This is a genomic window from Moritella sp. Urea-trap-13 (assembly GCF_002836355.1).
Classification (GTDB): domain Bacteria; phylum Pseudomonadota; class Gammaproteobacteria; order Enterobacterales; family Moritellaceae; genus Moritella.
In genome coordinates this window covers 354,154-376,275 of sequence record NZ_PJCA01000031.1, presented here as the reverse complement: position 1 = coordinate 376,275, position 22,122 = coordinate 354,154, and the positions used below count along the sequence as shown (strand labels likewise).

18 protein-coding genes are annotated in these 22,122 nt (G+C 44.1%); 7 read left to right on the top strand and 11 right to left on the bottom strand.

Annotation, left to right across the window (positions count from 1 at the left end; genetic code table 11):
• Genes fdhF through CXF93_RS09615 form a run of 3 tightly spaced genes read left to right on the top strand, consistent with a single transcriptional unit; the run spans position 1 to position 4,107 of the window.
• Positions 1-2,247 carry a formate dehydrogenase subunit alpha gene (fdhF, locus tag CXF93_RS09625; protein WP_369832210.1) on the top strand — a complete coding sequence of 749 codons (2,247 nt, stop codon included), beginning with the start codon at positions 1-3 and terminating at the stop codon, positions 2,245-2,247.
• Positions 2,244-3,269 (top strand): 4Fe-4S dicluster domain-containing protein, encoded by a 1,026-nt coding sequence (locus CXF93_RS09620; protein ID WP_101062293.1) that lies wholly within the window; start codon positions 2,244-2,246, stop codon positions 3,267-3,269. The genes fdhF and CXF93_RS09620 overlap by 4 nt, the downstream gene beginning before the upstream one ends.
• Positions 3,262-4,107, top strand: a complete 846-nt coding sequence (locus tag CXF93_RS09615; protein WP_101062291.1) for an FAD/NAD(P)-binding protein — start codon at positions 3,262-3,264, stop codon at positions 4,105-4,107. The genes CXF93_RS09620 and CXF93_RS09615 overlap by 8 nt, the downstream gene beginning before the upstream one ends.
• Before the next feature lie 16 nt (positions 4,108-4,123).
• On the opposite strand, the gene ppsA is transcribed toward CXF93_RS09615, so the two are convergent.
• The 7 genes from ppsA to CXF93_RS09580 all read right to left on the bottom strand — a co-directional run bounded on the left by ppsA (position 4,124) and on the right by CXF93_RS09580 (position 13,105).
• A complete protein-coding gene (ppsA, locus tag CXF93_RS09610; protein ID WP_101062289.1) occupies positions 4,124-6,622 on the bottom strand; it encodes a phosphoenolpyruvate synthase in 2,499 nt (832 codons plus the stop codon).
• 40 nt (positions 6,623-6,662) lie between these two features.
• Positions 6,663-6,908: an acyl carrier protein gene (locus tag CXF93_RS09605; protein WP_101062287.1), complete on the bottom strand. Its 246-nt coding sequence runs from the start codon at positions 6,906-6,908 to the stop codon at positions 6,663-6,665.
• Positions 6,905-8,125 carry a dihydrolipoamide acetyltransferase family protein gene (locus CXF93_RS09600; RefSeq protein WP_232784164.1) on the bottom strand — a complete coding sequence of 407 codons (1,221 nt, stop codon included), beginning with the start codon at positions 8,123-8,125 and terminating at the stop codon, positions 6,905-6,907. Before CXF93_RS09600 ends, CXF93_RS09605 begins: the two co-directional genes overlap by 4 nt.
• Complete coding sequence (locus CXF93_RS09595) at positions 8,122-9,108, bottom strand: alpha-ketoacid dehydrogenase subunit beta (protein WP_101062285.1); 987 nt, start codon at positions 9,106-9,108, stop codon at positions 8,122-8,124. The genes CXF93_RS09600 and CXF93_RS09595 overlap by 4 nt, the downstream gene beginning before the upstream one ends.
• On the bottom strand, positions 9,108-10,130 hold the full coding sequence (gene pdhA / locus CXF93_RS09590) for a pyruvate dehydrogenase (acetyl-transferring) E1 component subunit alpha (RefSeq protein ID WP_101062283.1): 1,023 nt from the start codon (positions 10,128-10,130) through the stop codon (positions 9,108-9,110). The genes CXF93_RS09595 and pdhA overlap by 1 nt, the downstream gene beginning before the upstream one ends.
• Positions 10,127-11,884, bottom strand: a complete 1,758-nt coding sequence (gene acsA / locus CXF93_RS09585; protein ID WP_101062281.1) for an acetate--CoA ligase — start codon at positions 11,882-11,884, stop codon at positions 10,127-10,129. The genes pdhA and acsA overlap by 4 nt, the downstream gene beginning before the upstream one ends.
• A 231-nt stretch (positions 11,885-12,115) precedes the next feature.
• Positions 12,116-13,105: a 2-hydroxyacid dehydrogenase gene (locus tag CXF93_RS09580; protein WP_101063314.1), complete on the bottom strand. Its 990-nt coding sequence runs from the start codon at positions 13,103-13,105 to the stop codon at positions 12,116-12,118.
• A 232-nt stretch (positions 13,106-13,337) separates the two neighbouring features.
• On the opposite strand from CXF93_RS09580, the gene CXF93_RS09575 reads away from it, so the two are divergent.
• Complete coding sequence (locus tag CXF93_RS09575; protein ID WP_232784163.1) at positions 13,338-14,621, top strand: MgtC/SapB family protein; 1,284 nt, start codon at positions 13,338-13,340, stop codon at positions 14,619-14,621.
• Here CXF93_RS09575 and CXF93_RS21975 read toward each other — a convergent pair whose 3' ends face one another.
• The 3 genes from CXF93_RS21975 to CXF93_RS09560 form a co-directional block, all read right to left on the bottom strand.
• Complete coding sequence (locus CXF93_RS21975; protein ID WP_157824438.1) at positions 14,622-14,795, bottom strand: hypothetical protein; 174 nt, start codon at positions 14,793-14,795, stop codon at positions 14,622-14,624.
• 330 nt (positions 14,796-15,125) lie between these two features.
• Positions 15,126-17,387: a mechanosensitive ion channel family protein gene (locus CXF93_RS09565; protein WP_101062278.1), complete on the bottom strand. Its 2,262-nt coding sequence runs from the start codon at positions 17,385-17,387 to the stop codon at positions 15,126-15,128.
• Between the two features lie 124 nt (positions 17,388-17,511).
• Complete coding sequence (locus tag CXF93_RS09560) at positions 17,512-18,165, bottom strand: DUF3047 domain-containing protein (RefSeq protein ID WP_101062276.1); 654 nt, start codon at positions 18,163-18,165, stop codon at positions 17,512-17,514.
• A gap of 526 nt (positions 18,166-18,691) precedes the next feature.
• On the opposite strand from CXF93_RS09560, the gene CXF93_RS09555 reads away from it, so the two are divergent.
• Positions 18,692-19,366 carry a heavy metal response regulator transcription factor gene (locus tag CXF93_RS09555; RefSeq protein ID WP_101062275.1) on the top strand — a complete coding sequence of 225 codons (675 nt, stop codon included), beginning with the start codon at positions 18,692-18,694 and terminating at the stop codon, positions 19,364-19,366.
• On the top strand, positions 19,363-20,718 hold the full coding sequence (locus tag CXF93_RS09550) for a heavy metal sensor histidine kinase (protein ID WP_157824437.1): 1,356 nt from the start codon (positions 19,363-19,365) through the stop codon (positions 20,716-20,718). Before CXF93_RS09555 ends, CXF93_RS09550 begins: the two co-directional genes overlap by 4 nt.
• Before the next feature lie 33 nt (positions 20,719-20,751).
• Here CXF93_RS09550 and CXF93_RS09545 read toward each other — a convergent pair whose 3' ends face one another.
• Positions 20,752-21,369: a plastocyanin/azurin family copper-binding protein gene (locus CXF93_RS09545; RefSeq protein WP_101062271.1), complete on the bottom strand. Its 618-nt coding sequence runs from the start codon at positions 21,367-21,369 to the stop codon at positions 20,752-20,754.
• A 294-nt stretch (positions 21,370-21,663) separates the two neighbouring features.
• Here CXF93_RS09545 and CXF93_RS09540 point away from each other — a divergent pair, with 294 nt between their 5' ends.
• Entirely contained in the window at positions 21,664-22,077 is a 414-nt protein-coding gene (locus tag CXF93_RS09540) for a hypothetical protein (RefSeq protein ID WP_101062270.1), read from the top strand.
• Positions 22,078-22,122 lie beyond the last annotated feature (45 nt).

Below are 22,122 nucleotides of genomic sequence, written 5' to 3'. Positions count from 1 at the left end.
ATGCCAGATTATCACCCGATATCCAGCTGCTATACTTTCAGTCTTAGCATAATGAATTTAACCGAATATTCACTCAGTTTAATACGAATAGGTTCTGCTATGACCGATACTACAATTACCGCTATGAACTTAGGGGCCGAGACAGCTCACACAACCGCGGATCTCATTAATACAATTTGTCCGTTTTGTGGTGTCGGTTGCGGCATCTGCCTAAAAATAAATATGCAGGGACAACTCATCGGCGTAGAGCCACAGCAAAATCATCCGGTTAGCCATGGTAAGTTATGTGAAAAAGGCTGGAGTACAGCTTACGCAATAGCGCCCGGTGATCGCATCACCCAACCCCTGAAGCGGATAACAAATAAATCAGGTAAAGAGCAGTTTATGCCCGTCAGTTGGTCTGAAGCACTGACAGACATTGCCAGTGAACTCAAATTGTTCATTGAAGAATCGGGCGCCAATTCTGTCGGTATTATCAGCAGTGCCAGAGCGAGTAACGAAGATAATTATGCCGCGCAAAAATTTGCCAGAGCGGTATTGAAAACCAATAACGTCGACCACTGCGCCCGAATCTGTCACAGTCCGACTGTGGCAGGTCTCTCACAATCTCTGGGGTCAGGCGCAATGACTAACAGCGCTAAAGATATTTTTGATACTGATCTCATCTTAATTTTTGGTGCTGATCCCACTGAAAATCACAGTATTTTAGGCGGCCACATCATCGAGGCCTGCCAGCAAGGTTGCGAACTTATTGTTGTTGATCCGCGAGTCACCCGCTTGGCAAAACTGACGCCCACCCATCTGCAACTTAAATTAGGCAGTAATATCGCGCTGATTAACGCCATGTTGAACGTCATAATTAAAGAACGCTGGTTTGACGAAGATTTTGTCACACAACGCTGTGTCGGTTTTGAACTATTAGCCCATCACGTCAAAGACATCACACCGGAATCGGTGGCAGCTATAACAGGAGTGGATGCCGGGTTAATTCGGTCAGCAGCAAGATCTTACAGCCAGGCAAAGCGTGCGATGATCTTTTATGGTATGGGCATTACCCAGTACATGAGTGGCACTAATAATGTGATATCGCTGGCTAATCTGGCGCTGATCTGCGGTCATATTGGTAAACTGGGCACCGGTGTCAATCCACTGCGCGGTCAGAACAATGTGCAGGGGGCCTGCGATATGGGCTGCTTACCCAACGTATATCCGGGTTATCAGGCAGTGGCAGATAGCGAAAATCAGGCAAAATTTTCTCAAGCTTGGGGCACTGACATCGCGACCAACCTCGGATTAACGTCGCTTGGTATGACCAAAGCTGCCCTAGCGACAGAATTTCGTGGATTGTTGCTGTTTGGGGAAGATCCCGTCGTTACCGATCCCGATCAAAATCACGTCAAAGCCTCACTGCATAATTTAGATCTGTTGGTTGTGGCTGAGTTAACCATGACCGAAACCGCCAAACTGGCTGACTTTATTTTACCTGCCGCTTCTTTTGCCGAAAAAGACGGCACTTTTACCAATTGTGAAAGGCGAGTACAACGCGTATCTCAGGCTTTACCGTCTCTAGGAGATGCCAAAGGTGACTGGCAATGGTTACAAGCACTAGCACAACAGATGGGCAGCCAGCTGTTAAACTGGCCAGACAGTGAAGCGGTGTTCAATGAAATGGCCTCGCTCACACCGGCTTATCAGGCGATGACCTACCAAAAAATCACTGACAACCAGGGTCTACAGTGGCCCTGTACTAAGGACAATCCAAACGGGACCAGCATTTTACATTGCTATAGTTTTCCCATCGGTAAAGCAAAACTGTTACCCGTCAACCATGTGGGAATTGATGAAGAACCAGATGAAGAATTTCCGCTTCAGCTCACCACGAACCGACTCAGTTTTCATTATGGTTGCGGTTCAATGAGCAGAAAGTCCCCTTTACTCGAACGGGAAACACCACCAGGGATCCTATTTATAAACCCCGTAGATGCAGAGCAACTTAATATTCGCCATCAGAGTCCGGTAGCTATCCGTTCACGACGGGGTTATGTCGAAACCCGCGCCATGCTCACCGATGACGTACCCGTCGGACTGGTCAGTATGCCTTATCACTTTAAAGAAGCTCCCTCTAACCAACTGACCAATACCGCGCAAGATCCGGTCACCAAAATGCCCGAGCTAAAGGCTTGTGCCGTTGCAGTCATTCCCATCGATACGGTGACGGCCAGTACGACCAGAGGAACCCCAAAATGACACCTGAAATTAAAGGTTATTTAATCGATAATCTCTGCATATTACAGCATCACCTAGCCGAGCATTACCAATTCAACCAGGTGATTAAAGACAGTAATCAACAGTGCTACTGGCAACAGATCGACAACGGAGCAACGGCACCACTACTGACGGACAAACCATTAAGCTCGCCCAAGGCATTTTTCTTTGCCGAGCGTGAGAATTTGTTGATATTTGACGGCCAATGTTTCAGAGAAACCCTACCAACACCGGCACCTTTTGTTTTATTTGGCGTGCAGAGCTGTGATCTGACTGCGATCAGTTATCAGGACCAGTTTTTTAAAGATGATCCCTATTATCAAGCAAGGCGTAACCAATGTTTATTAGTCGGTGTAGATTGTATTCACCCCTGTGAAAATGGTTTTTGCCCAACCGTTGATGCAGGCCCAGGCGTCAGAATCAATACCGCCGATCTTATTTTACATCCCTTGCCTGATGATAACTGGTTTCTGCTGGCTACCACAGATAAAGGTAAAGAGGCACTCCTTGGGCTAGAACTGGGACTCGAGCTTGCATACGGACACTATATGGCCCAACGCGAAGCCAGTCTGCAGCAGTGCGAGTCTGAATTTCCCAGCGATGTTCATATTACCGCTGGTATTAAACAATTAAACAGCAATACCATTACAGCGACTTTCTGGGACACTGTAGCAATTCAATGCCTCGCATGCTCGGGGTGTACTTCGTTGTGCCCGACCTGTTCCTGCTACAGCACTCGCGATATAGAAACGGCAGGCAAGGTTACCCAACAACGCTTCTGGGATTCTTGTCTGTACGAAGGTTTTCAACGCGAAGCCAGTTTTAACAACCCATCGGTTAATGCCGGAGCAAGAGTTCAGCGCTTTTGGAATCACAAATTCAGTGATGCCTTTGTGTCGGAATTTGGTCGTTATGGTTGTGTCGGTTGCGGTCGCTGTGAGCAGACCTGCCCAGGTGTAATTGGCGTTCATTCTATAATGAAAAGGATTGAAAAAAATGCCTAGCCATATACCCGATACCATCCAGTTAGTAGACCATGTAGAGGATAGCGAGCATACCCGCCACTATCGTTTCCGCTTTATTAACACCGATAATACTCACAACTGGCAACAGACTCTGCCGGGCCAGTTCTTTATGCTCAATGTACCTGGTGCTGGCGAAGCCCCGTTTAGTTTTACTGAGCCACCTAATGCTAATGGTGAATTTCGCGCTCTGATCCGGCGGATGGGAGTGCTAACATCAGCGCTTTTTAACATGCAGGCAGGTGACATATTGGGTGCCCGCGGTCCTTTTGGTGTGGGCTGGCCACTTGCAAAAATCCGCGATAAAAACCTGCTAATTGTTGCAGGCGGCTGTGGTCTAGCGCCTTTGGTCAGCCTGATCAACACAGTGAATTCTGGATCGAAAAAACAACCTGTCACCTTGGTATATGGCGCCAGAAATAGAACCACGCAGATGCTAAAACCAGAGCGCCTACTTTGGCAAAAAGAGGCCATTAACGTTGTTAATGTGCTGGAAGATCTATCGCCAAATGATAAGCATAGTATAAATGAATATAAAGGCACCCCAATGGATTTTCTGCCCAGCGCGGTAACGTCATTTGTTCAGGCCCCAACCATAGCGCTACTCTGTGGGCCAGAACAGATGATGCACAGCGTGGCGAATTATCTTCTCGGAGCTGGGTTTAGTGCCGATGCCATCTTTCTATCGGTCGAGCGGCGCATGCACTGTGCCCTTGGACTTTGTGGGCACTGTTATATTCATAACAAATATGCCTGTAAACAAGGGCCGACATTCAGTTGGCAAGATCTGCAGCAGCTGCGACAACAATCAATGGATTAAAAATTGACGAGCTAAATTAGCTGGTATCAGTCTCATCTTTTGCTTTAGACTGTTCAACTTTAGATGAGTCAGTTTGAGATAGCTCAGCTTTAGATAGCCCTACTTTTAATTCCTCTGCTTTCAATCCCTCAGCAGCAGCGATATGAATACTTGCAGTCGGTACGGAATCAGGGTTGAGTGAAATAGAGTCTATACCACATTCCACCAAAAACTCGGCGAATTCGGGGTGGTCAGACGGCGCCTGCCCACAGATACCGACCTTACATCCACATTCATGCGCGACCTTAATCACCTGAGCTATCATACTTTTCACTGCCGCATTTCGGGCATCGAACAGGGGTTTGAGTTCGTTTGAATCTCGGTCTATACCCAGCACCAATTGGGTCAAATCATTACTGCCGATAGAAAAACCGTCAAAACGCCGAGCAAACTCCTCTGCCAAAATAACATTCGAGGGGATTTCACACATCACATAAACCTGCAATCCATTTTCGCCCCGTATTAAACCGGCTTCGGCCATCACGGCCAGCACTTTATCCGCCTCGTCAGGTGTTCGACAAAAGGGGATCATCACGATGATGTTATCAAATCCTATCTGCTCGCGTGCGCGAATAATAGCCTGACATTCCAGTATAAATGCTTCCTTATAAAGTGGATGGTAATAACGCGATGCACCACGTAATCCCAGCATTGGATTTTCTTCTTCTATTTCAAAAAATACCCCTCCCAACAGACCGCGGTATTCGTTTGATTTAAAATCTGACATCCGCACTATCACTGGTTTCGGATATTGTGAGGCCGCTATTTTAGCTACGCCCAAAGCCAAATGAGTAACAAAGTAATCCGGTTGATGTGAATAACCACGAGTCAATTTTTGAATTTTATTCCGCACAACCGGATCGGTAACTTTCTCAGGATGCACCAATGCCATGGGGTGTACACGGATCTGACTGGAAATAATAAACTCGATTCGCGTTAAACCAATCCCAGCCACCGGCAATGACCACCAGTGAAAAATACTGTCCGGCAGAGCGGCATTAATCATGATCTCAGTCTGAGTTCTGGGGATATCAGCTAAATTAATAGCAGTGGTCTCATAAGCTAATTTACCCTCATAAACTTTACCTAGCGCGCCCTCGGCGCAGCTCAGAGTGACCTGTTGGTTATTTTTCAGCACGCTAGTTGCGTTTTCACAGCCGACAATGGTGGCAACTTTTAACTCCCGGCTGACAATGGCAGCATGGCTCGTCGGCCCACCAACATCCGTTATAATACCAGATGCCCTGCTCATTAACGGCACCCAGTCAGGATCGGTTTTTTGTGTAACCAAAATTGCACCATCAGGAAACTGGTCAATATCAGCCGGACTGGCAATGTTAAAGACAGGCCCCGTCGCGATGGCACTGCCGACGCTAGTCCCTTCAACCAGAACCTTCGATTGTTCTTTTAACTGGTAGTTTACCAGCACGCCGCTACTTTTTTGTGACTCCACCGTTTCTGGTCGAGCTTGTACCATATAAATCTTTTTCGTAACGCTGTCTTTGGCCCATTCCATATCCATTGGCCTGCAGTAATGGCGCTCAATTGCCACCGCCCATTTTGCCAGCGCCATCACTTCATCATCAGTGAGCACAAATGTAGTTCGTTCCGTGTCATCAGTCGCAACAGTCAAGGTTGACTCCGAAATGGAAGAGGAATACACCATTTTTTCCAGTTTACTGCCCTGCTTTTTTTCAATTATCGGCAACAATGCTTTATTAGTGAGCAGAGGTTTATAAACCATAAACCGATCTGGGGTAACACTGCCTTTCACTATGGTTTCACCCAGTCCCCAAGCGGCGTTAATAACAACCACATCAGGAAATCCAGTTTCAGTATCAAGGCTGAACATCACCCCGGCTGATTCGGCATTAATCATCTGTTGCACCCCGACAGAGAGCGCAACTTGCTGATGTGTAAAGCCCTGTTCTTGGCGATAGCTGATCGCCCTGTCCGTATACAGTGACGCAAAGCACTGCCTGCAGGCTTCCAGCAGATCTACTTCACCGGTAATATTCAGATAACTTTCTTGCTGACCAGCAAAACTGGCTTCAGGCAAATCTTCCGCTGTAGCTGAACTTCTTACTGCTACGCTAACATTATCACAGCCGATCTGATGACACAGTTGTCGATATGCAGAGCCGATCTGCTGTTGTTGCGATGGGCTAAATTGCCCCTCCGAGATCAGTTTTCTGATAGCAGCCCCGGCTGTCTGCAGATTTTCTGCGCCATCAGCCAGCGCCTGTATATGCTGTCCAATAGCCTGGTCAAGTGCATTTTTCTGAAGAAATTCACGAAACATATTGGCACTGGTTGCAAAACCAAAAGGCACGACAATACCCTCCAAAGCCATCTGGCTGATCATTTCTCCCAGACTGGCATTTTTACCACCAACCTGAGCAACATCTGCAATGCCGAGTTCATCAAACCAGTAGATGTCATTACCTGTTTCATGCTTTATTTTTGGGGACCGCATAGTTCGATTCCTTGTAAGATCACCAAGGTGGTAGATCTGATTATGGCAGCTTCTCAGCCAGATATTCGCACATGCTAGTGAGTGTATTGACTCTGGGGTAATCGACCTCTGCAATACTGACTCCAGTGGCATCTTTTAACGCAATGATAAAATTTAAAAAGTCTATCGAATCTAAATCACACGCTTCCCTGATATCAGCGTCTGGTTCAAGGTCATTTTTATCGATTTCTGGTGCCACCTGCTGAATAGCGGAGATAACCAGTTTTTGGATAGCATCATTGTTCATAAACATTCCGGTTGTTGTAATTGTGAGGAAAGCGCATTGAGAAACTTGCTAGCCAACATCCCATCGATAGCCCGGTGGTCGGCGCTTAAACATACGGTTATCTCATCGCCAGCAACAAGGTTACCCTCTTGTACCAGCGCTGTTTTACGCAGTTTACCAAAACCAAGAATAGCCACCTGCGGCGGATATATAATCCCATACACACAGTCTGCACCGCGGTCTCCCATATTGGTCACGGTAAAGGTCGCATCGGTAAGTTCTGAACTACGTAGATGGCCGCTACGGCTACGTGCACTAATGTCACTGACTGCCTGCATGATAGCGGTCACCGACAGCGTATCAACCTGATGGATTGCGGGCACAATTAAGCCCCCCTGCCGTAAGCTGATAACGTTACCGATATGAATATCATCAGCCAACTGTAACTGCTGATCGGTATAGAACCCATTTAACGACGGGAACTTGCGCAAAGCCATCGCGACAGCTTTCAATAATAAGGCAATCAATAACAGCCGCTGTTCCGGCGCTTTATCACTATTGACTTGCTGTAGCCAGCTCTGCGCTTTGGTCATATCTATATTTAGGCTCAGGTAAAAATGCGGTATCTTTTTTTTGGACTTTTCCATAGCAACAGCTATCGCCCTGCGCATATTAGGTAAGCCAGTGGCGGATTGCTGGGGCAGATCCTTTAACAGGATCGCACCGTGGGGGCCACTGCCGATAATATTGGTTAGATCCAACTGTTGTGCTGCCGCCATTTTTCGCACAATAGGTGACCCATTAACATTAGAATAAGCATCTACCGTTTCAACGACAGCAGGAATTATCGGCGATGGTACTGTTGATGATATTTCTGTAGGTGCTATTTCTGCTGTCAATGGTTCTGCTAGCAATGGTTCTGGTATGGACGATGCAGTTATTGACGGCACAACGTCAGGTAAAGGGAGATCGGCAGCATCGCTCATGGCTTCACACTGTAACCTTGCTAAAACGGTCCCCACTGGGGCTGCGGTAACCGGTTGCACCAGTATTTCGGCGATAGTGCCGGACTGGTAAACTTCCATATCAATGATCCCCTTATGGGTTTCTAGCTCTGCAATAATATCGCCGTTGTGGACAATGTCTCCCACTTTAACCAGCCATTTCACCAGCATTCCCTCAGTCATATCAGCACCCAACGATGGCATCGTGATATCAGTCAGTATTGGTTGAGTCATAAATGACCTGCCATTAGTGCCTGCGCCCTTGTCACAATTGTCTCGACCTGCGGTAGCGCTGCCAGCTCAAGATGACTCGGATAAGGAATTGGAACTTCAGCGGTACAAATACGCTGTACTGGCGCATCCAAACTCCAGAAGCTTTGTTCCATAATAACGGCACTCACTTCACCAGCCAAACTGCCGGTATACCAGCCCTCATCGATAATAATTACCCGATGGGTTTTTGCAACACTCGCCGTTATCGTACCTATGTCTAATGGCCGTAAACACCGCAGATCAAGTACTTCGGCGCTAATACCCAATACCGCCAATTGTTCTGCTGCCGATAATGCCTTATGCAGCGAGCCGCCATAAGTGATCAGGCTAACATCAGTTCCCTCTCTGCGTACCAACGCCTGTTCCATATCAGCTTCAGGTTTATCTAACACGTTACCTGCCTCGTTGAGCAGCATGACATGCTCAAAGATAATCACCGGATCCGGATCTCTCAACGCCTGCCCTAACATATATCGCGCATCGGTCTGCGTCGCGGGGCTGAGTACCTTTAATCCAGGAATATGAGCATACAAATTCTCCCAGCTGTGAGAGTGCTGCGCTGCTAACTGGCGCCCAGCACCGCAAGCCATTCGGATCACCAGAGGTACATTAAACTGTCCTCCGGACATGTGCCGCAAGGTAGCGGCGCTATTGACAATCTGATCCATCGCCAACAGGCTAAAATTAACGGTCATCACTTCGATAATAGGCCGCATTCCGCCCAGTGCAGCACCAATGCCTACACCAACAAAACCCGATTCACACAACGGCGTATCAATAATGCGTTCCGGACCATAACTGTCAATTAAGCCTTTGCTGACTGCGTAACAGCCGCCATAACGGCCGACATCTTCCCCCATCAAAAATACCCGTTCATCCTCCATCAGCGCCTGTTCGATACCACTGCGTAGCGCTTCTCTGTAACTCTGCTTCTGAGTAGTCATCACTGATCTTCCTTTGCTTGCTGAAGCGCTGGTACCGCATCCATTATTTTTGGGCTGTATACGTCTTTACACAGATCGGCGATCGGTTCCCATGCACCTTTGTTAGCAAAGTCGATGGCGACATCTATCTCCAGCTTGATCTCAGACTCAATGGCAGCAAGCTCTGCGTCCGTGAAATGATTGTATTGCCTTAACCACTGTTGCAATCGCTTAACCGGGCCTTTTTCTTCCCATTGTTTAACTTCTGCTTTATCACGATAAAGCTGGCCGTCAAAACTAGAATGACCGCGGAATCGATAAGTCTGGCATTCAAGAAAATAAGGTTCTCCGTTATCGCGAATGCTTGTAACGGCAGCCTGTGCAGCCACTTCCACATCCACCACATTCATGCCGTCAACCTGAGCAGAGGTCATGCCGTAGCTGTTGGCCTTTTTGGCAATATTCGTTTCGGATTCCGACAGTGCCAGCGGGGTTCCCATAGCGTAACGGTTGTTTTCACAGATAAACAATACTGGTAAATGCCATAATACCGCCAGATTCATAGCTTCATGAAACTCGCCTTCAGCAACCGCTCCCTCACCAAAAAAACAAACTGTAACAGTATTACGCTGTTGCTGTTTATTGGCCAGCGCTAACCCTGCAGCCAGCGGAAGTCCACCGCCAACAATCGCATTACCGCCATAGAAGTGCTGCTGTTTATCAAAAAGATGCATAGAGCCACCTCGGCCCCGACTGCAACCATTGGTACGACCGTACATTTCAGCTAACACACTATTCATTGACAGTCCTCGCGCTAGGGCATGACCGTGTTCGCGATAGGTAGCGACAATGTTATCCTCTGCATTCAGCGCAGCCATAACACCAACTGCGATAGCTTCTTCACCGATATAAAGGTGTAAAAATCCGCGTATTTTCTCCTGCGCATAAAGCTCAGCACATTTTTCCTCAAACCGGCGAATACGTAACATCTGTACTAACTGGTTTACAAGATGATTGCGATCGAGATGTAATTTATGCTTCATTGTTCATCACTCTCCAACGTTGAGATATCGCCTTCAGGCAAACCTAGTTCCCGTGCTTTTAATAAACGGCGCATTATTTTTCCGCTGCGGGTTTTAGGCAGGTTCTGGCGAAATGCGATTACTTTCGGAGCCACCGCGGCCCCCAAATTCTTGCGGGCAAAACCCTTTAACTCTTTTCGTAATTGTTCGGTAGCGACGACTCCCGGTTTTAAAGCGACAAAGGCTTTAACTATTTCTCCGGCGATGGGGTCAGGAATACCAATGACACCGACTTCAGCAACCGCAGCGTGTTCCATCAACGCACTTTCAACTTCGAACGGGCCAATTAAATGCCCGGAAGATTTAATCAGGTCATCAGCCCGTCCCACAAACCAGTAATAGCCATGCTCATCACGCATCGCCAAGTCACCAGTTAAATACCAGCCATTGTTAAAACATCCCTGATACTTATCCGCCTGATGTAAGTAACCGTGAAACATCGAAGGCCAGCCCTGTTTTAATGCCAGTTCACCAATCTGACCAATTTCAGATATCTCTATAACCAGCCCCTGTGCGTTTTTGCTAACGATAGCGGCGGTTATGCCAGGTAATGGCTGGCCCATTGAACCCGGTTTTATCGGCTGACTGGCATAATTGGCTATCATGATCCCGCCCGTTTCTGTCTGCCACCAATTATCGTGGAAAGGTAGTCCCAACACGGTTTCCCCCCAGATAACAGCCTCCGGATTAAGTGGTTCACCGACACTGGCAATAAAATTGAGAGCAGATAAATCATACTGATCGCGGATCTCACTACCTACTTTCATCAGCATACGAATAGCCGTGGGAGCGGTATACCAGACCGTAACCTTTTGCTCCTGTAAAATACGATACCAGCGCTCCGGATCAAATTCCGCTTCATCGACAATCATGGTGACGCCTAAACATAACGGCGCGATAATGCCGTAAGAAGTGCCCGTTACCCAGCCAGGATCTGCAGTGCACCAGTAGATATCTGAAGGATGTAGATCCAGCGCATAACGGGCTGATATTTTATGTACAACAACCGCCTGATGAACATGCATCACTCCTTTGGGTTTACCAGTGGTACCACTGGTAAAATGTAATAATGCCAGATCTTCGGGCTTGGTTTCGACACAGCTAAACTGTGGATCAGCGTTTGCCATTAACTCTGCCAACGCATAACAACCAGGATCTAATTCACCGCTACCGTCAATCAACAGTACGATCTTGAAGTTCGGTAGCGATAACTGCTTATCTTGCCACCATGGCGCTATTTTTTTCTGATATAAATGCTGTGTGGTAACAAGGACATTGGCCTCGCCTATCGCCATTCGGGAACGAATCGGTTCGGGCCCAAAAGCGGAAAATAACGGGGTAAAAACACATCCAGCTTTTAGTGTCCCAAGTGCAGCGATATATAGCTGCGGTAAGCGACCCGCAAGACTGAAGATACGAGCACCGCGTGGCATTCCCAGCATTTCAAGAGCACTGGCAAACCGACTACTTTGTTCAGCCAAATCACGATAAGTAAAATCCAGACATTGATTTTTTTTACCCAGCCAACGCAAGGCCAGCTTAGTTTCAGTAGGGGTATTGAGGTGACAATCGACCGCTTCATAGGCGATATTTATGCCTTTGGGTGATGCCAGTTCCGCCTCCTGCCAATGAAATTTCGCATAACATTGTGGATAATCAAGCAGATTCGGCAACGAATGTTCACCCTGTTTTTTTTTGATGATGATCTCGGTCATAATGAAGATGATCCCTACAGCGGTGCAAATTTATTGTCGGGTGTTAAACAGCATCCTAAGTATAGTTATCCACCTCATTTTGGCGAATGAGTTTACTGCCAAGCATTTAGCAAGAAACACCTTAAGTATCGTGATTAAAACTACAACCGTATTACCTTGTGCCATAAGAGTAGTATTCGCTGATTGGCAAGCGTAGAGCCTAACAATGACTCGTTAGGCTCTCATTCTAGATTACGTGATTACCTGATTAGCACAGATATTCCCTGCACTAATGTCGGTTAAATTATTGAGGGTCGTTTGGGCAATACTGATTAATGCTTCTTTGGTCAAAAAAGCTTGATGACCAGTAAAGATTACATTGTGACAAGCAGATAATCGTCGGAAAGTATCATCGGTAATAATTTCGCTGGAATGATCATTAAAGAATAAGTGTTCTTCCTCTTCATAAACGTCTAAACCTAACCCACCAATTCGGCCTGATTTTAACGCTTCAATAGCATCATCCGCATTTAACAAACCACCACGACTGGTATTAATAATCGTCACACCATCTTTCATTAATGCGAACGTTTTTTCATTTAATAGGTGCTTATTTTCAGTTGTTAATGGGCAATGTAAGCTGATCACATCACTGCTAGCAAACAGAGTATCTAAGTCAACATATTCAGCGCCTAACGCAATAGCATGCTCAGAAGGATAAGGGTCAAAGGCTAAAATGTTACAGCCAAAACCTCTAAAAATAGCCATGGTAGCGACACCTATTTTACCAGTACCAATAATACCAACTGTTTTACCGTGTAAATTAAACCCAACTAGGCCTTGTAACGAGAAGTTAGCGTCACGAGTGCGTTGATAAGCTTTATGAATACGACGGTTGAGCGTCATTAATAAAGCAATCGCATGCTCAGCAACAGCCTCTGGAGAATAGGCTGGAACACGTACTATGGTTATGCCAAGTGCCTTAGCACAATCTAAATCAATGTTATTAAAGCCTGCACAACGCATTGCAATGCACTTTATCCCCATTTCTTTAAGTTGATGTAACACAGGGGCACTTAAATCATCATTAACAAATGCACAAACGGCATCATATCCTCTAGCCAACATAGCTGTTTGTTGATTTAGCTGAGCATCAAAAAAATTAATACTGATCGGTTCGGAAATTAATGGTTCAAAATATTGGATATCATAACTGCGGGAACTAAACATAATCACTTTCATAAACGGTTCCGTTTCAAGATTGCTTGGGCTTAAAAACTTGGGCATAAAAAATAGTTTAGCAGTGGGCTACATATGTGACTACCTTGCTTTCAGATCGATCAAGCTCGGTTACGCCGACAGAAAACAAATAGATACATTTACACGAATTAGTAAATTGCAGAATATTTAGCATGGCCCGTAGCAACTCCGACCTCCTGTTTGAAGTGCGATTGGTAATAAGATGCTATACCTTATGACAAAACAACTTCGGACTGGAGCGATGGAAAGCAGCCTTTCTCAATTACTATTACTGGGTTCTGCTCTGGCCATCGGACTATTGGTGGGGTTGGAGCGTGGGTGGAGTAACCGTAAGCTTGCCGACGGAAAACGCGTTGCCGGACTGCGAACCTTTGGTCTGACTGGACTTCTTGGCGGTGTCTCAGGCCTGCTGGCTACGCATCTTGGCGGATTCATCCTTGGTATTATCTTTGCCGCCGTTGCCGCGCTGGTTATCGCTACTTATTTGATCAATCATCGTCACAGTTTGGATATTGGTGCCACCAGCCATGTTGCCATGCTAGTGACCTTTTTACTCGGAGCCTTGGCTGCTCTTGATCAAGTGGTCGTAGCTGCCGCTTGCGGAGTGGTCACCACACTGCTGCTGCGTTCTAAGCTTTTCCTGCACCGATTATTGCTTAAATTGTCACAACACGAATTAAATGCAGGACTAAACCTGCTTATCATTTCGCTGGTGCTGCTGCCAGCATTACCGAATAAAGGCTATGGTCCCTGGCAGGCTCTTAATCCCTATGAGATCTGGTGGATGGTAGTGCTGATCTCAGCGATATCTTTTGCTGGTTATTTTATGATCCGCATGCTGGGTGCCCAACGCGGCATTCTGATGACAGGTTTAGCCGGGGGAATGATCTCATCGACAGCACTGACTCTGCAACTATCGCGGCTCTCACGCGATCAACCGTCACTGCAACTGCTCTGTTCGGTGGGAATACTAGTGGCCTGTGGAGTGATGTTTCCGCGGATATTACTGGTGGCGGGACTTATCAATCCGGCACTAGTGGCTGATCTTTTCTTGCCTTTAGCCTTGATGCTCGGGGTTATCTTCGGCTGTACGGCGCTGATCTTTCACAACGATACTAGGCCGGTAGTTACCGATGAGGTGCGGCCGAAAAATCCACTGGAACTGAAACCGGCTCTATTGTTTGGACTCATGTTAGCGGCAGTAGCATTGCTTGTACGGGTGATGGTTGAATGGCTGGGCGAATCCGGTGTGCTGTTACTAGCCGTGGCATCGGGTATCGCCGATGTCGATGCCATCAATCTTACTCTATCCAGAATGGCGGGTGGGGATATCCCGCCTAATACAGCGGTGTTGGGCATTGTGCTAGCGAGTGTTTCCAATACCCTATTCAAGGCTTGTCTGGCAGTATTTTCCGGTGGTAAAGGGATGGTTCGCTGGGTAATGTTACCATTACTACTGGTCGCAGCGACTGGCTTGCTGACTATCTGGTTACAATGATTAAAGCAATTGAATTTGCTCAATACCAATCGATTTTAATTGTGACTCAAGTGCAATGATTGCCAATTTTCCATAACCATTATTACGGCTATTTGAGAAAATGAAAAAGTCATCAATGAAATAGTCACAACATGCAGGATATTCACTAGAAGTCATAGGTCTGAGTTGAATCATATTTAAAAACGCCTTTGTTGTTTGGAATATAACTAACTTTTGTCAAATCAAAAAATGTATGGCAAACCGAGATAGTTGATAAGTTGCAGCCTGTTCACACGGTTTTTTGTTATTCACAATGACTGAGTAGCAGCACTGGCAGTTTTGACTTAGAGCGACCACCCTAAGCCATTGATGGACAAAACCTTGTTAGAATACTTATTCTATTTATAGTTATTCAGATAAGGTTTTGTTCTGGAAAATGTCCTGCAACTATATAACTATCGATAACGGCCATGTTACAAGACTTTAACCGATTAGATATGCCGAACTTTTTTTAACAACATTTTGTCAGTCATAATCTGAATCTATTTTGTCATTCTTTTTGATCTCTGAAGATACACTTAATGCAGCAACAGCTCCCAACGTTTCAACTAATTCATCTTTTTGTTCGATGATATCTTTAAGGGGTTCTTTATTTTTATCACTATTCTGTGTCAATACATGTACAGAACGATGAGCAAACTCGATTCCATTGGTTTTTAATGATTCTTGTACGAGTCTGAATGCTTCACGACGAATAACCCACTGTTCGCCAGGTATACAAGTAAACTTCATGCGGAATATTAGTGCAGATTCTTCAACCCGGATCACCCCTTGTGATTTTAACGGCAATATAAAATGTTGTCCGTATTCAGGGTGTAATAGCATTTTTTGACCGACTTTCTTAATTAGCTTACGTACCTTTTCAACATCAGTCCGATAATCCAAACGGAACTCAAGCTTCTTCGTTATCCAGTCACGTGATAAGTTTCGCACTGTGGCAATTTCACTGAAAGGAATAGTCTGCACGGCACCAAGGTGATGACGTAATGTAATAGAACGAATAGAAATACGCTCAACTGTTCCGCGTAAACTTGCCGCTTCAATATACTCACCACTACGAAATGCATCATCAAGTAAAAAGAATATTCCCGAAATAACATCCTGTACTAACTTTTGCGCACCAAAACCGACCGCAATACCAACGATACCAGCACCAGCAAGCAGTGGCGCAATTTCAACACCAATAATATTCAGTATAAGTAGCAGCACACAAGAGAACAAAAGCATCAATAAAAATGAACGCACTAAAGGTAATAATGTTTCAGAACGAGAAGCTCCAGTCCCCCCCCCTTCGCCATCCAGCGTTGATGTACCATTATCATTACTTGGGTAAACCATATCATAAGGAAGGTGACGTTCTATAGCAGATTGAATAACTTCCCAAATCGCATAACCCAAAATAATGACAACAATAATATCAACAAACATTTGGATAAAGCCGCCAAGACTATTCCTGAATTTTTCCCACGCATGATGATCAAAGCCGGCATCAATGTGATAAAAAATAACAGCCACAAACAGAATTCTTAATGCAATCATCACTCGGCGGATAAATTTATCACAACGCATTTCATAAGAATGACTTTGTAACCAAGTGGTACGTTTTAATTGGCTTAGAATAACAAAGATTAATCGGTCTAACATTGGAACAGTAAAGGTCAGCCACCAGATTGGGGTAACGTGGTTAGCTTGCTCATAATAGCCCAAGAACTCGAATGTTGCCCAAAAGACCCAAGCGATAAATAACCAAATGGTGAAAATCATCGCCCAAGTTTGACGTAAAAAACGCGTGAATGCTGAGCTCGTTTCTTTTGCATCGATAAACATGGCTTCAATGGTTGAACGATTAAACCAAATAAAGGCAATCGATAAAACATTTAAGATCATACCAGTCGAAGGGATAATTAACGCAAATAAAATAGTATCGAGCGAAAGCAATACGAGAAAATGCCAAAATGTAGTAATAACAAGGTAGGTAGCCATGAAAATAAGGGTCGACCAATACAGACGGCTGGCAGATTCACAATTAATTTTAAACAACCGATTACCTTTAGCATAAGGCGCTAAAATCAATCGCAGTAAAATCATTAATGCACGTATTTTTACAATGAGCGCGAGTGCGTGGAGGCTTAATAAACGGAAAGGGTCCGTGTCACCGTAATGATAGAGAGAGATAAGCCCAGCAGTGACCGCAAAAATACAAATACCCACATACTTGAAAATACCACGCATCAATAAATAATCAAGATTATCCCTAAAGCTACTTCCCTTCTCTTCAGCTACCTGTTCTGAAAAAGTGTTCATTTTTACACTGGCAACACGCTCAACAACAATCCCAGAAACAAGCATTAATACAAAAATACTGAACAGTGAAGATAATCGTTCTAAACCTTGACCATTAGTTAAATTATTGATCAACTTGTCTTGATGTTCAGGCCAACGATCTAAGCTCGTTAGCAACTGATCCTTTCTATTTTTTGCATCTATTAAAAAAATGAACCTAGCCATATCAACATTTTTATATCTGTAATCACCATCTAAAGTATTAATATCGAGCTTGTTCACATTCAGACTAGCGTCACTGTGTACCACAGGACTTTGTTGCTTGAAAAAATCACCACCATACGCATAAGAAAAACTTGAATAACTCAGCATCAAACTCATAGAAATAAATAATGTGGCGAAAATTTTACGGCTAAAAACGTTTGAAAGAGCAACCTTGAGCATAGTAATAACCAACTATTGGTAGATAATTAGAGTATCAACATTTGATGATAGGCAGTGCCCATGATCATCGAAAAACATAACCATTGATATAGACAGATAAATATTTCAATTAAACTTATAAGGGTCATTTTTGAGTGAACGAGATATCGCCATAATAAGCAACCGCATTTCCTGAGCCGTTATCTGTATCTGTCATCAATGCAACAGCATCAATATATTTTATTTCTGTACCAAACATTTGTTTCAAATCTTCATAAACATTTCTTTTTTCTTCATACCAAGTATCGAGCTGGTCATCGAAAGAACGGACCGCGTACATTTGCGCATTACTGCCAGCAAAAGCATTCGGCCAAGACGTACCTTTGCGCAAGTTGCTTGACCACACGTAGTTTAGTGCTTTGGTATTCCAAAAAAAGAGCCCTCCCGAAACAATGATATATATTCTGGCCGCATAGTCATCACCTGACTTTTTCCTTTCATTCATAGGACCTAGCCTATTAGAGATTTTCCAACTCCATGTCAAATAGGGATATTTTTTAATATTAACTTTAATTTCCTTTCCTAAGCCCGAAGCGCTACCACGGCTATCCGCTTTAAGTACGAAAGTGCCGTCCTGCGGTACTAATGCATAACTCGTTTTGTCTTTGAAAATTTTAACTTCCCATCCGTCTAGATTTTTCGCTGAAAATCTGGCCACGCTAATATCATCAACTACTGCAGCCGGTGTCGCAGCGCTAAAAATAAGTAAAAATACGAACAAAAATGATTGTGTCGACATAACCGGACCTCTTAATATGTGGTTCTAAGTGCCGATACCCGCTTTGCCTGACAATCTAGTAATGGCGACGACTGACCTCGCTCCTTTGGCTATTTTTTACGGAATAAGACCATCAGTACTGTAACTTAGAATACAAAAAACCCGCAATGTTGTGGGCATATAATATAAATAGGCGTAGTGACCGTTGTATTCGTTGATTATCGATTACTGCCTTTTTCATATTATTCACTTTGATGTTGTTAAACGGTACGCCTTGAATACTAGCGTCCTAAACTGTCACAGGGATGTCGTCAATATTACAACTCTGTCAGCTTTAAATATTCTTAGTTCTCAAGGTGATTAACAACCTTTCAAGGTTAAAATGACAAAATGGTAATCCTCCTGTCAGTTTTCAGTAATGAATGTATTATACTCTTAACCAGTTTGTGATAATTAGCTCAACAAGAGTCTACGGTGTCAATGTAGTCTTACAGAAAACAATGAAATACCAATCTAACAACACAGTTACAGTTCGCATGGAAGGCTGATGAAAATTCTTATTGTCGAAGATGAAGTTAAACTAGGTAAATATCTAAAACAAGGGCTAGACGAGAGTGGTTTCAGCGTCGATCTAGTTGATAATGGTATTGGTGGTTTACATCAAACAGAAGAAGTCGATTATGATCTGGTTTTATTAGATGTAATGCTGCCGGGAATGAACGGCTGGGACGTATTAAAACGTTTACGCCTAAGAACGAAGTATTTACCCGTAATCATGCTGACGGCGCGTGACGATGTTGCCGATAGGGTCCAAGGACTAGAGCTTGGCGCAGATGATTACATGAGTAAACCTTTTTCTTTCTGTGAGTTATTAGCGCGGATCCGTAATCAGTTACGCGACAAAGGCTCAACAGACGGTTCAATCCTTACGGCCGGAGACTTAGAATTTAATTTATTAAAAAGAAAAGTAAAAAGAAGCGGTGATACCATAGATCTCACCGCGAAAGAATACGCTTTACTTGAATTTTTGCTTTCACGGCAGGGGCAAGTACTTTCTAAATCTCAAATTGCCAGTCAAGTGTGGGACATCAATTTTGATAGCGACACAAATATCATTGAAGTTGCGATCAAACGCTTGCGCAACAAAATCGATAATGGTTTTTCATCGCCACTGATTCATACGGTGAGGGGCATGGGGTATGTATTGGAACTCAGGTCGTGAAACGTTCTATTGCCACCACATTAACCGTCCATTTTACGCTCAGCTACTTTCTTATCATAGGCTCTGCGATTGCATCTTTTTGGTGGTTCAGTAACCAACACTTCAATGATATGGATAAGCAGTACATTTTCAATAAAAGTGACATGGTCATTACGGCTATAAATGATAGTGCTAGCAGTAAAGAACTCGTTTTAAGTACTATCCTTGACGATCATCCAGACACATCGGTTTTGGGCGTCGACAAAACCGGTCTATTAATCCCATCATCATCTCAGGGCATTGTTATTCCAGCTAAACTACGTAATGGTGTTCTAGGCCAGTTGGTGACTTGGCAGAATGGCATAGTTCATTATAAAGGTATCGCGAGCATAATAACAAAGACCGACGGTGAGTCGTTTCGTTTAATCGTGATAAGAGATGTCAGTAATCATGCCGAATTCTTAGGTCGTTCGACTAAAAATATGATCTTAAGCATGGGTCTGATGTGCTTTGTACTTAGCCTCATAGGGGCTTTTATTGCTTGGTATAGTTTGTCTCCGATCCGTAAATTCAGTGTTGAAACCAGCAAAATAGACGTGAACACCCTTTCAACTAGGCTTGATCCGGCTGAATATCCCCAAGAGATGCAACCATCGATTCAGGTCTTCAATCTGATGCTCAAGCGGTTAAAAAGCTCTTTCGATCAATTATCTTTTTATGCAGCAAATCTCGCCCATGAATTAAGAACGCCACTGGCATCAATGACGGTGAGGAATCAGTGTATGCTGCAAGGTGAAAGAAGTGCTCTTGAATACCAAGACACTCTTGAGTGCAACATTGAAGAATTAGAGTTCCTATCTAAGACGGTAACAGATGTCCTACTTATGGCAAAAGCAGAAAGCGAGCAGCTCACTATCAATAGTGAAATGGTCAATGTATACGAACTATCCTGTAAGCTTGCAGAATATTTTCAATTACTTGCAGATGAAAAAAATGTCGATATCGTGATCCACGGTCATGCTGAATTAGACACCGATAGTGCGCTATTACGCCGAGTTATAGGTAACTTACTATCAAATGCAGTCCGCCATGCGAATGACAATAGTAAGATAATGATCGACATTAGCGAGGAAAATGAAAATATCCAACTCTCCGTATCCAATGCCGGAAAAACGATTCCTGCAGATGACTGTAAACACTTATTCGAACGTAATTTCACCCGCAATGATAATTCAACCGTTAATATCGGGATCGGTTTAACCCTATCAAAGGCGTTAGTCAATGCACTTGGCGGTCAAATTTGGGTCGAGTCAACACAAGGTAATACACAATTTTTTATTCGTTTATCTAAAACAAGAGATATATCGTTATAGTGCTCATATAAAGACTTAACGATACACGACCTGCTAACTAGAAACATCAATCGAACTATACATCCCAGCTTGGTAATGCCCTGGGATATTACAGGCCGCTTCAATTTGCTCTGCATGCCCAAATTTCCATGTGAGCGTCATGGATTCGTTTGGCTGAATGGTAATTGAATTGCCTCCAGGTCCATGGTGCATAGCTGCGTTATTCATCATCATCTTACCATGTTTTTTCTGGTCATCTTTCGTTGCTATAGTGAATTCGTGTGTCGTTGTGCCGTTATTGGTAACAACAAACTTAATTGTTTCACCTTTTTTTACATTTAGTGGTTCATGAAAAAAGCGCATTGTATCATCTGCAATAACAGTGATAATTCGAGAAACATCACGATCTTTGCCAGGTTCACCAGCAAGGTTTCCCTCTGAACCATGTGCAGAAACGCCGGTTCCCTGCATTTTCCCATGATCCATCTCAGCCATGGAACTATGCTGTTCCTGCATTTCCCCATGGTCCATTCCAGCCATAGATTTATGTTGTTCCTGTAGAGTATTACTGTCATTACCATGTCCCATGTCTTTATGGTCCGGGGCTGCACTAACATAACCAACAGTGGTGAATGCACTACCGATAACAATGCTTAATAGTGTTTTATTCATCAATTTAGTCCTTTCATTATTTGAATTCTATAAGAATAGTTTAACGCTGCAATAAAATATTATCTAAATAGCAATTTAGCAGGCCAAACTGACAAAGAACTATCTTGAATATTACAATTCTGTAATCTCATAAAACATCTTAATAGCGCTATCAGTCATTGGCGGGAATTTATATCCTGTCCTACTATCTAGCTAGGCTCACACGACTCTCAGGCCTGCAAACGCAATCCGTAGTAACAATCGGTAATACGGCGACCAATCCATCAAGCAACTTAATATATTAAGGTGTCAAAAATGAAAAATAATCTTCTATTAGCCACTCTGTTTATTGGCTCTCTGACCAGCCTTTTCCCTATCGCTTGGGCTAATGATCACGGTCACCAGTCCAATAAAGAGGGCAATAAAATGAATTCAAGCATGATGGGGCAAGATCAGATGGCTGCTATGCAAAAAAATGTGCAAGCGATGAATCATACCATGGCAAAAATCAAGGAAACGAACGACCAAAGTCAACGTAACAAATTGATGCAAAAGCATATGGATGAAATGCAGAAAGGCATGCGTACGATGATGCATGGTGGCAAAAACACAGTAAATAGTACCCAAATGGAAATGCGTATGGATATGTTACAAAACCAGATGGGCATGATGGGACAGATGATGGACCAGATGATGCAACATCAAGCACAAATGCCTCACGCTAAGTAAGTTAAGTAATCGGTCCTTTGCAACATACTGTTGTTAACTAACCGT